Raw genomic sequence first — 17,102 nt, forward strand, 5'->3', positions numbered from 1 at the left:
TCTTCTATCAATCATGGAAACGCTCGATTCATTTATTACGATTGCGTACGTTGTTACCAATGTAGTTTCTGTGGGGCAGGCCGTTGCCAGTTACCGATGGCCTACTGTTGCCCGAATTGTGTTTGGGCTCTTATTTGCCAGTGCGGCCTTCGTTAATACCCGCACGGTTCTCGATACGCCCTGGGTATATCAAAGCTATGCGGACTATGCCATTCCGCTTTATAGCCGGTTCATTCTCGGACCCTTCGAGACGATTGTTCAGCCAATGGTGCTTAGTATTGCCATTGGGCAGGCTCTCATTGCTGGCTCAATGGCTATGAAAGGGCGTTGGTTTCGAGGGGGGTGCCTGGGTGGAATTGTTTTCTGTCTGGCCATTGCTCCGCTTGGCCTAGGATCGGCTTTCCCAGCCACATTACTTATGGCAGTGGCCTTTTACCGACTTTATTCCCACGGAAATAATCAACATATCAACGAGGTAGTCAAGAAAAATCAGGTTTTTCTGCCCGTTGACTGAAGTCGATATCTAAAACGGTTCTATAGATTCTGCCGTACTGAAAAAAGAATCGGTTCATGGCTATCGAATCTTACTGATTAGTAACGCAGGGGTCATGGCTTACTGGATTAAATCTATTTTAACTACAAATTGATCAAAATCAGCGGCAGTACTGATCTGGAACAGAGTCCGGCAGAGGCAAGGGCTGTACGTTTACATCACCTTAGTAGATCGAGGGATTACTAAAAAAGGACACTAGTTTTAAAGAGGGAACGGGAGACCCAAACCCCGCGACGATTTCGTTACGGGGTTTTTTGTTGATAAAACGACCGATTATGACTAAGCCAGTACAGCCCCCGGCGAGTCCGAATACCCGCCCCCCAATCCATCCCCTGCTGGATGACACACTCCGCCAATCGCTCGAGGGGCCTAAAGACCGACGTTCTGAGCTACGGTTTATTTTTCAGGTTGGCTGGCAGTTTCTTAAGGGGCTGCGCACCTTGCATTTTGTTGGCCCCTGTGTAACGGTGTTTGGCTCGGCCCGTTTCCGGGAAGGGCATCCGTATTACGATCTGACTCGCCAGATGGGGCGTGCTATCCAGGAACTGGGTTTTACGGTGATGACGGGCGGTGGGCCGGGGCTGATGGAAGCCGCTAATCGGGGGGCGTTTGAAGCCGGCGGGCGATCGGTCGGCTGTAACGTTCGTCTGCCATTCGAACAACAGCCAAACCCCTATCTGCATACCCGTGTAACAATCAATTTCTTCTTCGTGCGGAAAGTGCTGCTGCTAAAGTACTCCTACGCCTTTGTGGTGATGCCAGGTGGTTGGGGAACAATGGATGAACTGTTTGAGACCCTGACACTGGTGCAAACGGGCGTGATTCATCACTTTCCTGTGGTCCTAATGGGCCGCGACTATTACCAGCCTCTGCTGGAGTATATGCAGGAAATGATTCGGGTAGGAACCATCAGCGAGAAAGACCTGAAGCTGGTTTGCCTTACGGATGATGTTGCCGAAGCTCAGCAGCACATTCAGACGTATGTGCAGGAAAATTACAAAATAATTCCCCGCCGGAAACCACTCTGGTGGTTACTGGAGCGGGTCTGATGATAGACTTGGTCGGATCAATTTACCCGCAAAATAGCTGAGCTAATCAGTCGCTTTTACAGTCTGCTGCGGGCCTGAATTCTATCAGTAATTCACCTGATGGACATCATACATTGGGCGGGGTTCGTCGGCCACCTTTGTGAGGTCATTTTCTGCTTTTAACCGCTTAGCAACGCATGAAAAAGATTCTTCTGCTGACCGATTTTTCGGAAGCCTCTCACAAAGCACTTGAATTTGCCCGTTCTTTTTTTAGCGATACCGTCGTCGATTTTCATCTGCTCTGTGTCTATCCTGTAGAAGCTGATGGTTTTTATAGCCCCAGGCACGTCGCCGAAACGGTGCATACTGCCTTTATCAGCCAGTTACGGGATATGGTTACCGAGTTACGCAAACAACCCGCTATCGACTGGCATACGTTCCGCTCATCGGCAATGCCAGGTAAGCTGATTGATGTAGTCCGGCAAAATCTTGACGCAGAGGCCTATGATTTACTGGTCATTGGAGCGAAGAAAGATGGTACCAATGAGTTATTTGGCAATAGCGCTACAACATTGATTCGTCAATTAAATGCAAACATATTAGTGGTGCCATTCGATGCGGTTAGTAAACCCATACGTCGGATTGTACTCGCTATTGACTTTGCTAATCTGAAGAGCTGTAAACTGCTCTGTCCTGTAAAAGAGCTTGCATCGCTTAAAGGAGCAACCCTCACGTTACTGACGATTGATACACCAGGTAAAAAGGCCATCCGTCTTGAACGGGAAATTAGTATCCGGCAATTTCTGGCCCCTCTTGAGCCAACCGTGGCCCGTTTGCAGTCTTCCGATGCCAGAAAGGGTATCGACGATTATCTGGCCGGGCATTCCGTAGATCTGTTAGTGACGATTCCAAAACACAAAGGGTTGAACGATATTCTGACAGGCAAAAGCATTACCCGCTCATTGGCTTACATGCCTCCTGTACCTATGCTTACTCTTTACGATGATGGGAGCAGTGATCAGCCCCGGCTTATTGAAGACCTTTCAAATTTAGATTACGCTTTATAAACACGCACACGACCATGTATAAGATTTTAGTACTAACCGACTTCTCTGCAGCCTCAAAGCATGCTATTGCCTTTACACAAGCCCTTTTTGCCGATACCGCAACTGATTTCTGTTTACTCCATACGTTTCCTCTCCAGCCAGAGGTAGGGTATAGCGGTGTGTTCCTCCTGGCCGAACAACGGGAGTCGGCCGAGAAGTCGCTACAGGCTCTTCAATATACTATTAGGGAGCAGCCTGTGCCGGATTACCACACCTACCGGACGCTGGTCATCCCCGGTAGTCCGGAACGAGCCGTTGAGGAACTACTTACCCAAGAGCATTTTGATCTGGTTGTAACAGGAGCAACTGGTTTTGGACGAAGTGAATTGGTTGGTAGTGTGGCTACGGGTATGATTCGGTCGGCCAAAACAAATGTGCTGGTTATACCCGCAACGGCTCCTATCCGGCCACTTGAACATGTGGTGCTGGCCACCGACTATCGTTCCGTCAATGACACGGAATCGTTTGATATCCTGAACGATCTGGCTAGCCGAAAGGGAGCGCAACTTACGCTATTGACCATCGAAAACCCTCAGCAGCACACACCTCCGGTTTCGGATCTGAGCCGCCAGTACGTGGTAAGTGCTTTCGAGAATCTTCAAACGGATACCTATACGATTCACGACGAGAATGTACTACAGGGTATTAATTCCTATCTAGACATTCATACGGTAGATATGCTGGTGATGCTACCCCATCACAAAAGTTTCTTTGATGTACTGCGAAATAAAAGTGTAGCTCGCTCAGTAGCCTACCATCCACGCGTACCTCTACTGGCACTTTATGATTCAGTCACGGCTACCCCAGTTGATAAACCCACGTCGGAACTGGAAACGACTCCATTTGCCTCTTACCTCTAATTGACCAATTCTTATGAGAACAGAAAAATATCGACAGCTCAATCAGGTTCATTTGCTACACCGAATCTGGCGCAATGAATTATCGCTAGCCATTCAGGAGGTTAACTTTTGGGAGGATATGCTGGGCTCTTTAGGTGAGGGCATGAGCCCAGCTGTTACGGATGATGAGACCTGGAAAGCTGAAATTAGTCAGCTACACCATTTTCGGAGGCTCATCAACCGGTTACTGGAAGAGATGCAGACCATTGATTCTGAAGTGGCTGCCGGTGTACGGTTTGACCATGTTCTGGATACAGGAACCCGCCAGGATCATCAATTCCTCCGTGAGGAAATGGATAGCTTTCACGCCGATTTTCGGACGTTTAAAGCCGAAATTCGAAACTATATTGTTGCTCAGCCAACATTCTGATGTATAGATATTGATTTGCCACAATCCCGGTAGCTCCAAATGAGCTACCGGGATTTTTTTTTGCTAAAAAACGACCGTCTAATAACTATCGGAGGAAAAAACACATCCCGGCAATCCCGCTGGCATGAGGATACGTATATACGGCATCGTTTAGAGGGTAACTGGTTAGTAGTTAACGGATTGCCTATGTGCCAATCCCCGGCTTAATCAGGCCTAATTGATACCTGAGTAAACATTCGTCTTGACTAGTGTATCTTAACAAAGCGTGTATATAGCTGTTTTTGTAATCAAGTGTAATTGAGCCCATAGATTTTGTAGTTCTCGTCTGGACTGGCATTGGTTTTGTATTATCATGTACTGGAAATGTACTGGATGCATAGAAGCTCTGTGTACGTTTTCCATCGCTCTTTTTGTGCAACTGATAAATTACTCAGCATTATGGCATTTTATGTAGATCGCGGGCAGTGGATTACGTCTGAATTACTTAACTGGCCACCATTGCGTGTCTATGACAATTGTAGTGGGGCACAATGGTTGTCTGTAGCTGACCTGGTGTATCTGGAAGGCGAATTAAATTACACCTGGCTTCAATTTGCGAACGGTCGGCGAATACTGGTTCCGTACACGCTAAAGCGATTTGAAGATAAACTACCGGCTAGCTGGTTTATCCGATTGCATCGCCACCACATGGTTAATCGCAAGTTTATTGAACGCGTAGAATGCGACGCAAGTGGACCTGTGTTCTATCTGGTTACGGGTGTAATTCTGCCCGTATCACGTCGTCGGTGGTTTATCCTTCGTCGTCAGCTTGACTTTCATCGACCCACCAACTCTGTAAAGTAAACGATTTGGATTTACAAGTGCTGCCTGCACCGTTGGTTATACTAGTTGTAGTGTAACCCGAAATTCCAGTCCATCATCTTCGACCACCGGAGCAGGTTGCCCTAACATCTGATATTTGGCCAGGATGTTATTCAAACCAATACCGTTCGAGAACGTACGGCTGGGCTTGCGCTGTAAATTATTGCTAACAACCAACTGGTGATCAGTGGTTTTTAGAGAAATAGTCAGCGGTTGGTCGGGTAGGATAATATTATGTTTTACGGCGTTCTCAATTAACAGTTGCAGCGTTAGGGGAGGGAGTTGACGGGTTTCAGTACCAGCATGAATACAGATATCCAGAATCAGTGCTTCGCCATGACGGGTTTTAAGCAGGTGATAATAGGACTGGATAAACTCAAGCTCGCTAGCTAAAGAGGTTAACCCCGACTCGTTACTACGAAGCAAGTACCGATAGACGGAGCTAAGTTCTTCGGCAAAGAGTTCCGCCTGGCGAGGGTCTTCGCCGATCAGTGAAATGAGCGAGTTAAGACTGTTAAACAGAAAGTGTGGATTTACCTGCTGCCGCAACGTATCGAGTTGAGCCTGTAACTGGGCTTTGCTAAGCGTATCGACTTCGCGACGCGACTGTTGCCAATGACCGAAATTATGGATGCTTTCGTACGTAATGACAACAATACCGACCAGGATTATGGTAAAGAGCCAAGCCAGCCCCAGTTGATTTATAGAAAAGCCAGCATAAGGTAGTTTAATGGTGTAGTAAATGCCGTAAATAAGCGTAACGTGCACGCATGAACTGCTTGCACAGGCTACAAACATCCTGATTGTCCGACGCATATATTCGCTGGGGTCAGGATACAGACTTAGTACTTTCAGGGAAATGATATTATTGACGTACCAGTTGCTGAATGAAAGAATCAGGGTGATGCCTGTAGCTAATCCAAATGTTACCCAGTTTTGCCAATAAGCAGGGCCGATCAATAGCCAGTTTAAAACACTAACATATATAGGCAGCACAATGACTTGCAGGAGCGAGTCATAATTTGAATATGCTGGTAGCTTCATGATAGAGGAGCAGCCAATGTCGGCTACTCAAAATTACGTATTTCTATCAAGAGGCCAACGTGGCAAAAATCCTTACGATAAGCCTGGTAAAGGCGGAGTTTAGTGGTCGCCTAATGGCCATATTGTTGGGCACAGAACTGTTGTACCTTTTCCCGGCTCCGTTTCAGACGCATTTTAACTGCACTAGGTTTGAGATTATAGAGCTCAGCTAGTTCATTAATACTCATACTGTCCTCGTATTTTAGGCGGAGCAGGGTTCGCTCGTTAACAGAAAGGGTTGCCATTGCCTCCTTCACAACCAAAACGGTTTCTTCATGCAATTGAGCTTCCTGTAAATCGGGCAGTGCCTGGTTTATACCTTCTTCCATAGGAGCGAAGCTAAATCGCTTGGCTAGTCGTAGCTGATCTGAGCAGTAATTAAAAGCGATTGAGTAAAGCCAGGTTGAAAAACTTGATCGTTCCTGAAATGCATCCAGCTTGCTGAATACTTTCAAAAAGATGTCGTGGGTAAAATCCTCGGCTTTTTCGGCGTCCTTAGTCATTGATAGACACCGGCGATAGACTTTATTGACATAACGAGAATATAGCGTCTCGAAACATTGATTAGGTTGACTCGGTAACAATTGACGAATCGTTTCTTCGTCTGTTAAAGAAGTGTGCATAATTTACGGGTGGTGTATTCGTCAAAACGGGAGTAATTACTTTGGAATAGATATACATACGTATATAGTCTGTTTTGAGATGCCTCATACTAGGAGAAAATATAACAAATCTATTAAGTGGTCGGTCTTTATTAAATTTGAATGATAAACCTGAAGTGTTGTTTTAGATTTGAATAAGGGCTGTTTACCCATAGGTTTAAGTAAAAGTACGTGCTATTTATTAGTAGATTGTACTAATTGAGAATTTGTAATTTTTCAATATAGGCTATGCCGAAAACACTACGTTTCAGCATTAAAATTTGACGGTATTGGCTGTTATTGGTAGCTAGGGATTCCTCAGCATTTTCTCAAATTCGTCAACGGAAGGGTCCATATTTTTTAATTCGCAGTCAGATGCCAGGGCCGAAAGCCGCTGACTAGCTATTATCAGTTTACTGGTTTCCTGCATCGCACAATCAGCGTTATAGCCTTTGCTACGAACAACAAAGGCTACCTGATCATCAGCCTGCCATACATTACCCCAAATCAACATAGGCTTATGGTTACCGCAAAATGAAAACCTGCCTGCTGGCTTAGCGGTGCCTTTGCCATGGCTTTCGCTAAACATTTTCTGTAGCTGGTCGCTGTAGTCGCAGGAAATCCTAAATAGTCTATTGTCATAAAAGGCCAGCGAAAGGGTTGACACCGCAATGCCGGAAACTGTAACCGTTAATGCGGTAAATGTCCGAATATGAGTACAGGGTAGGGCTATTGTCCCTTTAACATACGATTGCTCATCTTCCTTAAACTCATTTCCCCGAAGAGAATCAGGTGTAGTTACGCCAATCTGGTAGTTGCCTAGTCTATACACTTCCGACTGGGCATTACTCAGGTTGGGAAATAGGATGGCCAGGAGTATCAGGGAATAGAGTTGTTTCATCGATACGTTGAGGCTGTGCACTATCACCCGGCAAAATTTGTTAGTTTTACAATAACCGTACTCGTCAAGGCTATCATGGACTGTAAATTTATTGAAAAAGCGACTGGGGCAATGGCCGATAGATCACGTTTGTCAATTCTGATTGAATTGACAAAGAAAAAAACGCTGACTAATGCTGAGGTGATTGAGTTGGTAGGTCTGTCGCAGCCTTGCGTTTCTCATCATATCAAACAACTGATTGATAGCGGTTTAGTGAATGCGTCTAAGGAGGGCCGCACGGTGCATTTGCAGCTAAATAAAGAGGCCATTCAGCAGTTAACGTCTTTTTTAGATACCCTGGGCTAATTAGTTTCTTTTATTCATCCAAACTTTTAAATATATGGATTTGTTAGCACGGAGAAATTACAACAAAGCCTTTGCTTTGTTCACCCCTAAAAACAACTACATAGAATGGCTCAGAAACTGTTTTCAGAAGCTAAGCTTGGTGCTTTAACGCTTGCCAACCACATTGTAATGGCCCCAATGACCCGGAGCCGCGCCCTGGGTAATATCCCGAATGACATGATTGCTGAGTATTATGCGCAACGAGCCTCGGCAGGTCTGATCATTACGGAGGGAACTTCACCTTCTCCGAATGGTCTGGGTTATGCCCGTATACCCGGCATTTACAATGCTGAGCAGATTGATGGCTGGAAAAAAGTAACTTCAGCAGTACACGGAAAAGGCAGCAAGATTTTTATCCAGTTAATGCATACAGGTCGGATTTCGCACAGCGCCAATATGCCCAATGGAGCCGAAATCCTGGCCCCATCCTCCGTAGCTGCGGCTGGCGATATGTGGACGGATTCAGAAGGTATGCAGCCTAACGCTACTCCCCGGGAGATGACCCAGGCCGACGTTAAAGCGGCTATTCAAGAATACATTCAAGCCGCAAAGAACGCTGTTGCAGCTGGTTTTGATGGAATTGAGCTGCATGGTGCAAATGGTTATTTGATCGAGCAGTTTCTGAGCGCCCGTAGCAATCAACGTACCGATGAGTATGGCGGCTCCATTGAAAATCGGGCGCGATTCTTACTCGATATAGCGGCTGGATCAATTGCCGCTATCGGCGCCGATAAGGTGGGACTGCGGTTGTCTCCTTTCGGAGCAGCGGGGGATCTACTTCCTCATGCCGATGATAACCATGACCTATATGTTTATCTGGCTGAGGAGCTAAATAAGCTTGGCTTAGTGTATCTGCACCTGGTTGATCATTCAGGTATGGGTGCTCCTGCTGTACCGGCGGCTACGGTAGCGGCAATTCGGGATGGGTTTAAAGGAACGATCATTTTATGCGGTAGCTACAACGCTGAACGGGCAGAAGAAGACCTCGAAAGTGGCAAGGCTGACCTGATTGCATTTGGGCGTCCATTCATTGCGAACCCTGATCTGGTCGATCGTTTGGAAACGGGGGCTGAATTGGCACAACTTGACCCAGCTACGCTGTATGCACCAGGCCCTAATGGTTTTGAGCAAGGTTATATCGACTACCCCACGCTGGTTGAAGCGCAGCAAGTGTAAGCATGTAATACAAATTCGCTGGATTATAAGAGCGTTTTTTGATACAGCGCACCAGTTGAATTGTATATAGATAGAAACAAAGCATAAGGAGGCTGAATACCGTACGGTATTCAGCCTCCTTATGCTTTGTTTCTGGTAAAAACATCCGGACTTCTTACCGTATAGGGTATTCCGTTTGTGCAGCTATTGAACATGCCAGTCTTAGTCTATGTAAGGATTTTTGATTTTTATCCACGGAATACAGTGGATAAGTGTGGATAACTTAACTTACAAATAAGCTGACCTGCAATTCGCCCTGATTTAATGATCCTATAGTCTCTACTCCACAGCATAAATTCCTGTTCTGTTTACTTCGTAGAAAAACAGTATGCATATGTGGCTCATGACAAAACTTCTTCGTAGTCGCTCTGGCCGCCCATGATTTAATTCTTCCAGTAATGTTTCAGGAAAGGCTCAGTTGATGTATTTATAAGGTAATTATACTATGAGTATACTACTTAATGTGACTTTTTGCTTTTTTTTCATCTAATAGATCAAACCGCTCCACGCGGCAGATTACCTACCGTACTTTTATGAATAAGAAATCGCTTCCGATGCCCGGTCCCTGGACTGTTGTTTCTCTCATCTCGGGTTCATTTTTCTATTTGACAATCAAGTCAGTTTATCATCTGCTTGTCAGTGGACTTATTAATTAGCGCGTTTAATTACATCCTTTTTCAAGCAAGCCGGGTCATTACCTGAAAGCTGTATCTGGTGCATTTTTTATACGTGTCCAACCCAATCTGGCTTCTACTATTTAAAATGGGTTAAACTATAGTTAGGCTCTAGTACTATTAAATCTTTTTTGTTGTCGGGCGGTTTATGAAGATAAGTCTTACACTGAAAATTATGGAAACCAAGACGAGGTCACTGCTCTTTGTTATTCCTAATCGTTACTGCTGCACAGTTCCTGTCAGCGTGACGGGTTCTCTCTGGTCTGGATATGGAGGCTGGCGTTATTGCGCCTGCTCATTCTCATTGGTAAAGTTGGATGCTCATCTCAGGGCCAGGCCAATTCATTCCGCCTGCCGATTCATTCATCCTGGGATAGACTATGATGCTCTTACCTACCCATCTGCACAATTACATTCTCGATCCCGTTTGTGGATGTGGACCAGAATTGACGAAACGCTGGTGATTCCAATACGCCGGAGTGCTTCACAAAAACGGGCGGCCTAGTTATTTTACTGACATTACCAATTGGCTATCAGGCGTTGGCTGTAACAGGCTTGTGCGGTTGTAACTGTTAACTTTCCTAAAAGAGCCCGTTTCTAAAGCGAACAAATTTCGACCGTATAGGTTATATATGTTCATTAAGCTCTTATAGCCTATGCCCTGACTTTTGCCTGACTATCCGCTTACTGTCATGGAAATCAAGAAGAAAGCGCTGCTTATTCCCGGCCCCTGGACGCTGGTATTTGCTATTTCGGCATGGTTATTCTGGCTGGCTTTGGAAGGTATATGGCAATTAATTACCTAAGCTATAGCTATACACTTAATGAGCGTGTCTGAAAAATTGGCTAACGCGCTATGATTGAAATTGGTAGATTGCAGCCATGAACCGAATTCAGGAGCAACAAAACCAACTTCCTCGCCACGGCATCGAATTCCTGTCCGAAACGGACTGTGACCGTATTCTTGCAGAATATGCAGCACTTTGTGATACGTACGTTGCCAGCCCCTATAAACCCGAAGTACTGCTTACACAGGCACGAGGTCGGGCAGGGCAGACTAATATTCATATTGTTGGTGTTGGTGCTGTGTTCTATGGCGAAACAGCATTTGAAGCAAAACTAAAGGCTATTGTTGGATTTCTGGATCGCGGGTATTTTAAGCTGGACGGCGATTTGCGGCTTATTCGACTCCTGTAAGCATATACATGATTCCTGTTGTAGGTAGCCGAAGAGAAGTAACTGGCTAAGCATACACCCAGGAATTTATCCTACTAGATAGAGCCTGGGGTGTATGCTTAGAATATAATGAGTTAATACAGGCCAGTGTAGAGGCAACATGAATTTATTAGTGCTTCCCCAAATGGATTCCATTGGGTTGATAGTCAGGGAAATATGATTTAAGGGTGCTGGATGCGCATTCGTTGACTGGCCGGTACTGCTCCGCGAAACTAAATTGAAGAGTGCCTGATAAGCAGGAAGTAAGTCATTCTTTCTTTGAGAAATCCTGATTATCTCTGGTATTTTTCTGAACCGCGATTGCTCCAAACAAGCCTAGCAAAAACGCAAATGCATAAAACCCTTTTTCACTGGGCAGAAGTGTTGCGTTCCATAGACCAATTGTTAATAGGGTAATGGATAATATGGTTGAAAACCAACAGATCCCATAATAGATATCAGTGACTGGGAGACCCTCTAGTCTATCTCTGACACTTTTTTGTACAGATACCACCGAGAAAATACCAAACATTAAAACGGTGAAATAGAAGCCCTTTTCATTTAGAAGCATATCGGATCGCCAAAGCCCGATTAAATAACCGAGCATACCTGCTCCCAGAGCAACCCATGAAGCGCCTACAAAGGCGGCTGATGTTTTTTGATTCATACGAGATGTTTTCTGTTTAATGTGTGCAAAAAAGAAGTACTCACTGGTCCTGATTTGAAAATCTGTATAAGGCGCAACTTGACTAAAAGGCAACTCCTGAAGGTGCTTCCAGGACTACCTGTTAGTTGCTATCACAAAATTAAATGAGTGAGAAGCTGCCGGTTAGTGAAAACTTTTAACGAGGTCCTTTCAGGCAACAATAGGATGGTTTAAAGCTACAATTGGCACATATCGTACGCCGATAAAACCTGAAGTTTCTTATAAAAGGTAGGCTATAGGGTAAACAAAAATGCTCAGATGCGAAATCGAATGTAATTCCGATTTCGTACATATGGTAACTAATATTATACTTCTCCCTCTATGCGAAAACAACTACTGGATACTGATCAGATTATGTATGCGCTCGGTGATGGAAACTACAGCAATTTGTATTTTTCTAACGGTACTGTTGAGCTCACCAGCCACACGCTAAAGTGGTATGAGGAAGGCTATCCTACTTTCTTGCGGATTAGCAAGAGTGCCATGATTAACCCGAAGTATATAAAGGATTGTGTCAGTGTCTCTCCTGGTATAGCTTATATTACAATGGATACGGGTGTCCAGATTGCTATTTCCCGTCGCAGGATTCAGCGAGTCGCTTTTAAATTGCGACGCATGGGTGAATCTGTAAGTAAAGAAGTTGGCAAGCCTGGAAGAAGCTGATACGAGCCTGGTTTTCAGGGGCGATTGTTTCCCTGTAAGGCGATACAAACAAAAATTAACTCTAAGTGTGAGTCTTTACACGAAATATATTGTAGAAATTGGCTGTCTACTGATCATCTTCAAACTAACCCCCAGGTACCAGGGCCCAGCTTTTTACTAGCTGGGCCTTTTCTATATCCGGCCTCTATAAAGGATCATGCTCTGAAGTAGCCATAACAGGCTGAGAAAAGCACCTAAAGTAGTCTGAAATGACCTGTTCCTAAGCCAATTTGAGCAAAAAAGAGAAGTAATTCAGCGCTAATAGAGTGCCGTTGCTTGTGACGATAAATCGTAATTTTTTCTTCTCTTGTAAGAATTCATACCATGATAAGTACTAATGAGGTAAATACGTGGTGTCATGAGTGAACTAGAACAGAACCATATTTTTGAGATGTGGCTAAGCCAGCATAAGGCCTTACTTTTTAAAGTAGTACGGGCTTATGCGTTTACAGCTATGGATCAGGATGATCTGTTCCAGGAGATCATTATTCAAGTATGGCATTCCATTCCAACTTTCAAACAGCAGTCGTCCAATACTACCTGGATGTACCGTATCGCGCTAAATACGGCTATTAAATGGCTTAGTAAAGAACGAAAACATACCCAATCTCAAGAAACACTTGATCACATCCAGGCTATTTTGCAAGAGAGTACCATTGAGATGGATGAGCGCCTGACCTGGCTCTATGAGGAAATTTATAAGCTCGATGAAATTGATCGTTCTATTTCCTTACTCCTGCTAGATGGGTTTAGCTATAAAGAGATGGCTGGCATACTGGGAATCTCGGAATCAAATGTTGGGGTAAAAATTAATCGAATTAAAAAACAGCTTATCACTAAATCTAAACAACAGGATTGTCATGGAATTTGACGAATTACAAAAAATCTGGGATTCCCAGACCAGAGAACCACTGTGGGTTATCAATGAAAACGCATTACACAAGCGTATTCTGGCAAAAAAGAACCAGGCTCACCATATCACGACTATCAGTGAATTGCTCTTGCTTTTCGTGAATAGCATTGCCGGGGGTTTGATACTTGGAATTAATTTTTTCAAGCATTCAGAGAGCCTTTTTCTCTATATCATGGCTGCCTGGATGTTTCTTACTGCCTTGTATGTTCTGATGAGTCGGTTTCGCAGGCTAAAAGGTGAAAATGAGTTTGATCGCTCTATGCTTGGGGAACTGAATCATGCAGTCTCGATGGCAACTTACCAGGTACATCTTTCCCAACTGATGCGTTGGAATACGCTGCCTATTGGAATCCTTAGCCTGTTAAGTATTTGGGAAGGTGGTAAATCGGTTTGGCTAGCACTGGGTGTTCTGGCGTTTTTTGCCCTAACCTATTTTGCCAGTGGATGGGAACATCGGGTTTATACCAACAAAAAGCGAGAGCTGGAATCGCTACAAAAAAAATTGGAGAAAGAAGAGATTACTGGTTGAGTTTAGGCATACCAGGGCGGTCACGTTTCAGCTAGTTAAGCCAGATTGACAGGTTTACCAATACGGGCATGCTAAACCAGTACTCAACTAAAAGTACAAATTGTGAGTCGATGTTTTGAACTGGGGGAGTGGGTTTTATTCTTTTCAGAATGGACTTGCCATCGTTTATTGAACCCTACATTTAGCGACCTTTCCGTAGTAACCAGTAAAAATAGCGCCCGTCCAGACGAGTATTTTGGACGGGCGCTATTTTTTACTCGGATCGCAGACTTTTTACCGGGTTCATCAGGGATGCTTTGAGGGCCTGGAAACTCACTGTTAGCAGGGCAACGATTCCTGTTGCCAGCAATGCCAGCAGAAATATGAGCGGACTGAGCGAAATCTTATACGCAAAATTGTTTAGCCAGCCGTTCATTACCCACCACGCCACGGGGGCGGCCAGAACGAAAGCAATACCAATTAGCCGCACAAACTCCCGACTGAACAGCCACAAAATACTACCGGTACTGGCTCCTAATACTTTGCGCACGCCAACTTCTTTCGTTCGTTGCACGACCATGAACAAAACAAGCCCGTACAAGCCCATACAGCCAATGAGCAAGGCAATCCCGGCAAAAAAGTTGATCAGCCTTCCCATCGTCTGCTCCTGCAGATAGGTCTTCTGGAGTTGGTCCTCCACAAATGATGGTTCGAAAAAACTGTCGGTATACACCTGATTGTACACTTGCTCTAACTGAGCCAACGCCCGACTATAGTTCGCAGCGTTCAGTTGAATATTGGCTGAGTAGTAGCCACTGGCGAGCGTGGTCAGAAATAGCGGATTGATCCGCTGCTTGAGATCCGACTGATTATAATCAGTCAACACACCCACGATTTCCAGGGGTGCAAAGCCCTCTTTATGTAAGAACTTGCCCAATACGTCCTTCGGATGACTGAAGCCCAGCTGGTGCATAAATGTTTGGTTAATGAGCGCTTCGCGGGCTGTGTCAGAAGGCTGTATATTGCGCCCGGCCACTAACTTGAGGTCATACACGCCCACATAATTGGCATCGATCCAGGCCTGCTGGGGTCCGTAAGGCTCTTCTTTGGGACGAGTGTCGAAACGAACCCTAGTCTGACTGGACCAGCCGGACTGGGGAGGTCCACCCATCGAGTAACTGAACTGGCCAACATCGGGTAGAGCGGTCGCCAGGTTACGGAACGTACTGAGTTTACTCAGGTCCTGCGTTGGTGTGTTGGGCAGACTCACGGTCAGAATGGCATCTTTTCGAAAGCCCAGGTCCTTAGCCCGAACGTAGCTGAGCTGATTGGCCACCACGATCAACCCAATGATCAGCATCTGTGAAATAGCGAACTGGGTTGTCACCAGGCCCCGTCTGAGCGAAAACCCGCCCACTTGCTGCGTGGTGAGTCGTCCCGCTAGCGCTACCACAGGTCGGAAACCCGCCACAACCAGCGCCGGATACAGGCCCGACAGCAGAATAACGGTTGACACCAGTAGGCCTAACCACCCGATCACGGCGGGTGAAAAGTAAAATGTAAACCGGAATGGGCCGTGCAGGTAGGTGTGGGCCAGCGTTTGCCCATACCAAAATAAGGCTCCCGCCAACACGAAGGCTATACCGACAATAAGGGTTGTTTCGCCCATGAATTGCCAGAATAGCTGCGTTTTGGTACTTCCCAATACCTTCCGAACGCCTACTTCCCGGGCCCGGTTGAGCGCCTGTGCCGTAGCAAGGTTCACAAAGTTGATACTCGCTGTTCCCACCAGCAACAGGCCAATCAATGCCAGCGATAGTAACAATCCCCGGCTTACCCCGCCGTATTCGGGCGATAAGTGCATGGTGCTGAATGGGATAGCTGGATAGGAGGTTCCTTTAAGTTGCTTCGGATTATATTTCTTGATGAACGATAGCAGATTCCGGTTCCAATCCGAGACGGTGAAGCGGTCGTTGAACAGGGCGAAACAGTGGGTACTGCCGTTGGTGTTGTCAAAAGGTTCATCTTCAGGACGCATGCCGAGCTGCTCCTTAAGTGATCCCCAGGAGGCCATGATCGAATATGCCAGATCGGTATCGTCCCGATAGTCGGCGAACACACCGACTACGCGAGCCGGAATACGGGCGTCGAGCCGGACCGTCCGGCCAACAACGCTGGTTGTTGTACCGAAGCATTTGGTAGCCATCTCGGCGCTCATCACGACCGTGCCGGGTTGGCGAAGGTCATCAGGCCCACCCGCCAGCCAGGTGTAGTCGAAAATCTTGAAGTAGGCTGGTTCAACAAAGGCGCCCTTGTAGTCGTTATCCTTGATTTTCTTATCGACCCCATTCGCAACGGGTACCGCTACCAGGGGCGAGTACCACTCTTCCAGCATCGCCACCCGTTCAATACCGGGGTAATCGGTGCGGACCGCCTGGCCGAGTGGATAGGGGATGCCCTGAATGTTGAGTTCATTCGTAGATGATGTAAATCGGGAGGTAAATTGGTAGATCCGGTCGAAGTTCCGATGGTGGTGATCGGTTTGGTAGTGGTAGCGCACCAGGGCAAAAATCAGCAGTGCACAACCCATGCCGAGGGCCAGCCCTGTTACATTGATGAACGCGTAAGCGCGGTTCTTGCGCAGATTACGCCAGGCGATTAGAAAATAATTTTGAATCATAGCGGGTTGTAGGATGAATGTGTTCTGGTACGCTGGTGGCAAGCTGGTATGCCGGAGCGATTCCGGGTTTGAATTAGCGTAAGTCGGGGTAGTTCTGGGCCGGGCCAAGGGGCGAATCATGCGTAGTACCGCCAGTATATAGTGCCAACGGGCTCTCGATGCGCCTATCGTCTTCACCCAGTAGGCGTACATTTCCAGTAAATCGCCCTGTAGTTCGTCTTCCAGGCCGGGCGGGCTGAATCGATTCAGCAGCCAGGCGGCCCAGCGTGGCGGCCCGGAATGGTGTTCGTTGCCGTTGGTCAAGCGCCCCATAGCTGTACAACTTGCGTTGGAATTTGATCCCATAATTGGCTACGCATCTGCCGACACTCGATCAGCGCTCGTTGTCCAGCCGTGGTTACCGTGAACAGGCGTTTTTGACGACCTCCCCGCTCGGCGGTAGCTCCGCCCATCTCGGAAGAGACGAATCCCTTTTCTTCCAGCCGTTGCAGGGTGGTGTGGACAGTAGGAAAGCTGATGCTACGGGCCATTTGCTGGTCAATGGTTTGCGTAATGGAGGCACAGTAAGCCGACTCCTGTAGAGCGGCTACCGTCAGTAAAACGACTTCTTCCAGCTCTCCTAAAAAGGCTCGTTTCATCGTGAAAAGTGGTTGAAATAAATTG

General features: G+C 46.3%; 18 protein-coding genes. 12 read left to right on the forward strand and 6 right to left on the reverse strand.

The genetic code is table 11. The features are described 5' to 3' along the window. Nucleotides 1-13 precede the first annotated feature (13 nt). The 6 genes from ACYVGO_RS04005 to ACYVGO_RS04030 all read left to right on the forward strand — a co-directional run bounded on the left by ACYVGO_RS04005 (nucleotide 14) and on the right by ACYVGO_RS04030 (nucleotide 4,799). Complete coding sequence (locus ACYVGO_RS04005) at nucleotides 14-514, forward strand: hypothetical protein (protein ID WP_460967682.1); 501 nt, start codon at nucleotides 14-16, stop codon at nucleotides 512-514. A gap of 314 nt (nucleotides 515-828) precedes the next feature. Next, nucleotides 829-1,602 (forward strand): LOG family protein, encoded by a 774-nt coding sequence (locus ACYVGO_RS04010; RefSeq protein ID WP_460967684.1) that lies wholly within the window; start codon nucleotides 829-831, stop codon nucleotides 1,600-1,602. A 176-nt stretch (nucleotides 1,603-1,778) separates the two neighbouring features. After that, on the forward strand, nucleotides 1,779-2,648 hold the full coding sequence (locus tag ACYVGO_RS04015; protein ID WP_460967686.1) for a universal stress protein: 870 nt from the start codon (nucleotides 1,779-1,781) through the stop codon (nucleotides 2,646-2,648). Between the two features lie 14 nt (nucleotides 2,649-2,662). Beyond that, nucleotides 2,663-3,547, forward strand: coding sequence for a universal stress protein (locus tag ACYVGO_RS04020; protein ID WP_460967688.1), 885 nt, complete (start codon nucleotides 2,663-2,665; stop codon nucleotides 3,545-3,547). Between the two features lie 13 nt (nucleotides 3,548-3,560). After that, nucleotides 3,561-3,956, forward strand: coding sequence for a hypothetical protein (locus tag ACYVGO_RS04025; RefSeq protein ID WP_460967690.1), 396 nt, complete (start codon nucleotides 3,561-3,563; stop codon nucleotides 3,954-3,956). Between the two features lie 438 nt (nucleotides 3,957-4,394). Beyond that, complete coding sequence (locus ACYVGO_RS04030; protein ID WP_168207723.1) at nucleotides 4,395-4,799, forward strand: LytR/AlgR family response regulator transcription factor; 405 nt, start codon at nucleotides 4,395-4,397, stop codon at nucleotides 4,797-4,799. Nucleotides 4,800-4,835: 36 nt separating this feature from the next. On the opposite strand, the gene ACYVGO_RS04035 is transcribed toward ACYVGO_RS04030, so the two are convergent. The 3 genes from ACYVGO_RS04035 to ACYVGO_RS04045 all read right to left on the reverse strand — a co-directional run bounded on the left by ACYVGO_RS04035 (nucleotide 4,836) and on the right by ACYVGO_RS04045 (nucleotide 7,442). Next, nucleotides 4,836-5,861 carry a sensor histidine kinase gene (locus ACYVGO_RS04035; protein ID WP_460967692.1) on the reverse strand — a complete coding sequence of 342 codons (1,026 nt, stop codon included), beginning with the start codon at nucleotides 5,859-5,861 and terminating at the stop codon, nucleotides 4,836-4,838. Between the two features lie 110 nt (nucleotides 5,862-5,971). Continuing rightward, nucleotides 5,972-6,523: an RNA polymerase sigma factor gene (locus tag ACYVGO_RS04040; protein ID WP_460967694.1), complete on the reverse strand. Its 552-nt coding sequence runs from the start codon at nucleotides 6,521-6,523 to the stop codon at nucleotides 5,972-5,974. A 325-nt stretch (nucleotides 6,524-6,848) separates the two neighbouring features. Beyond that, nucleotides 6,849-7,442: a hypothetical protein gene (locus ACYVGO_RS04045; RefSeq protein WP_460967696.1), complete on the reverse strand. Its 594-nt coding sequence runs from the start codon at nucleotides 7,440-7,442 to the stop codon at nucleotides 6,849-6,851. A gap of 75 nt (nucleotides 7,443-7,517) precedes the next feature. Between ACYVGO_RS04045 and ACYVGO_RS04050 the strand changes: the two genes are divergently transcribed. The 3 genes from ACYVGO_RS04050 to ACYVGO_RS04060 all read left to right on the forward strand — a co-directional run bounded on the left by ACYVGO_RS04050 (nucleotide 7,518) and on the right by ACYVGO_RS04060 (nucleotide 10,912). Further along, nucleotides 7,518-7,787 (forward strand): ArsR/SmtB family transcription factor, encoded by a 270-nt coding sequence (locus ACYVGO_RS04050; RefSeq protein WP_142770546.1) that lies wholly within the window; start codon nucleotides 7,518-7,520, stop codon nucleotides 7,785-7,787. A 105-nt stretch (nucleotides 7,788-7,892) separates the two neighbouring features. Further along, nucleotides 7,893-9,002 carry an alkene reductase gene (locus ACYVGO_RS04055; RefSeq protein ID WP_460967697.1) on the forward strand — a complete coding sequence of 370 codons (1,110 nt, stop codon included), beginning with the start codon at nucleotides 7,893-7,895 and terminating at the stop codon, nucleotides 9,000-9,002. 1,595 nt (nucleotides 9,003-10,597) lie between these two features. Then, nucleotides 10,598-10,912: a hypothetical protein gene (locus ACYVGO_RS04060; protein ID WP_460967699.1), complete on the forward strand. Its 315-nt coding sequence runs from the start codon at nucleotides 10,598-10,600 to the stop codon at nucleotides 10,910-10,912. 286 nt (nucleotides 10,913-11,198) lie between these two features. Here ACYVGO_RS04060 and yiaA read toward each other — a convergent pair whose 3' ends face one another. Further along, nucleotides 11,199-11,597 (reverse strand): inner membrane protein YiaA, encoded by a 399-nt coding sequence (gene yiaA, locus ACYVGO_RS04065; RefSeq protein ID WP_142770549.1) that lies wholly within the window; start codon nucleotides 11,595-11,597, stop codon nucleotides 11,199-11,201. Nucleotides 11,598-11,957: 360 nt separating this feature from the next. Between yiaA and ACYVGO_RS04070 the strand changes: the two genes are divergently transcribed. From ACYVGO_RS04070 to ACYVGO_RS04080, 3 genes are all read left to right on the forward strand, one after another. Continuing rightward, nucleotides 11,958-12,299, forward strand: coding sequence for a LytR/AlgR family response regulator transcription factor (locus ACYVGO_RS04070; RefSeq protein WP_460967701.1), 342 nt, complete (start codon nucleotides 11,958-11,960; stop codon nucleotides 12,297-12,299). Between the two features lie 397 nt (nucleotides 12,300-12,696). Continuing rightward, a complete protein-coding gene (locus tag ACYVGO_RS04075; RefSeq protein WP_142770551.1) occupies nucleotides 12,697-13,209 on the forward strand; it encodes an RNA polymerase sigma factor in 513 nt (170 codons plus the stop codon). Further along, nucleotides 13,199-13,780 (forward strand): hypothetical protein, encoded by a 582-nt coding sequence (locus ACYVGO_RS04080; RefSeq protein ID WP_142770552.1) that lies wholly within the window; start codon nucleotides 13,199-13,201, stop codon nucleotides 13,778-13,780. The genes ACYVGO_RS04075 and ACYVGO_RS04080 overlap by 11 nt, the downstream gene beginning before the upstream one ends. A gap of 253 nt (nucleotides 13,781-14,033) precedes the next feature. Here the strand turns inward: ACYVGO_RS04080 and ACYVGO_RS04085 are convergent, their stop codons facing one another. Both ACYVGO_RS04085 and ACYVGO_RS04090 read right to left on the reverse strand, forming a co-directional pair. Next, nucleotides 14,034-16,751: an ABC transporter permease gene (locus ACYVGO_RS04085; RefSeq protein ID WP_460967703.1), complete on the reverse strand. Its 2,718-nt coding sequence runs from the start codon at nucleotides 16,749-16,751 to the stop codon at nucleotides 14,034-14,036. Further along, the gene (locus ACYVGO_RS04090) at nucleotides 16,739-17,077 is read right to left on the reverse strand and encodes a PadR family transcriptional regulator (RefSeq protein ID WP_142770553.1); all 339 of its coding nucleotides are present in this window, start codon (nucleotides 17,075-17,077) and stop codon (nucleotides 16,739-16,741) included. The genes ACYVGO_RS04085 and ACYVGO_RS04090 overlap by 13 nt, the downstream gene beginning before the upstream one ends. Nucleotides 17,078-17,102 lie beyond the last annotated feature (25 nt).

The sequence above is a fragment of the Spirosoma migulaei genome (genome assembly GCF_054776855.1).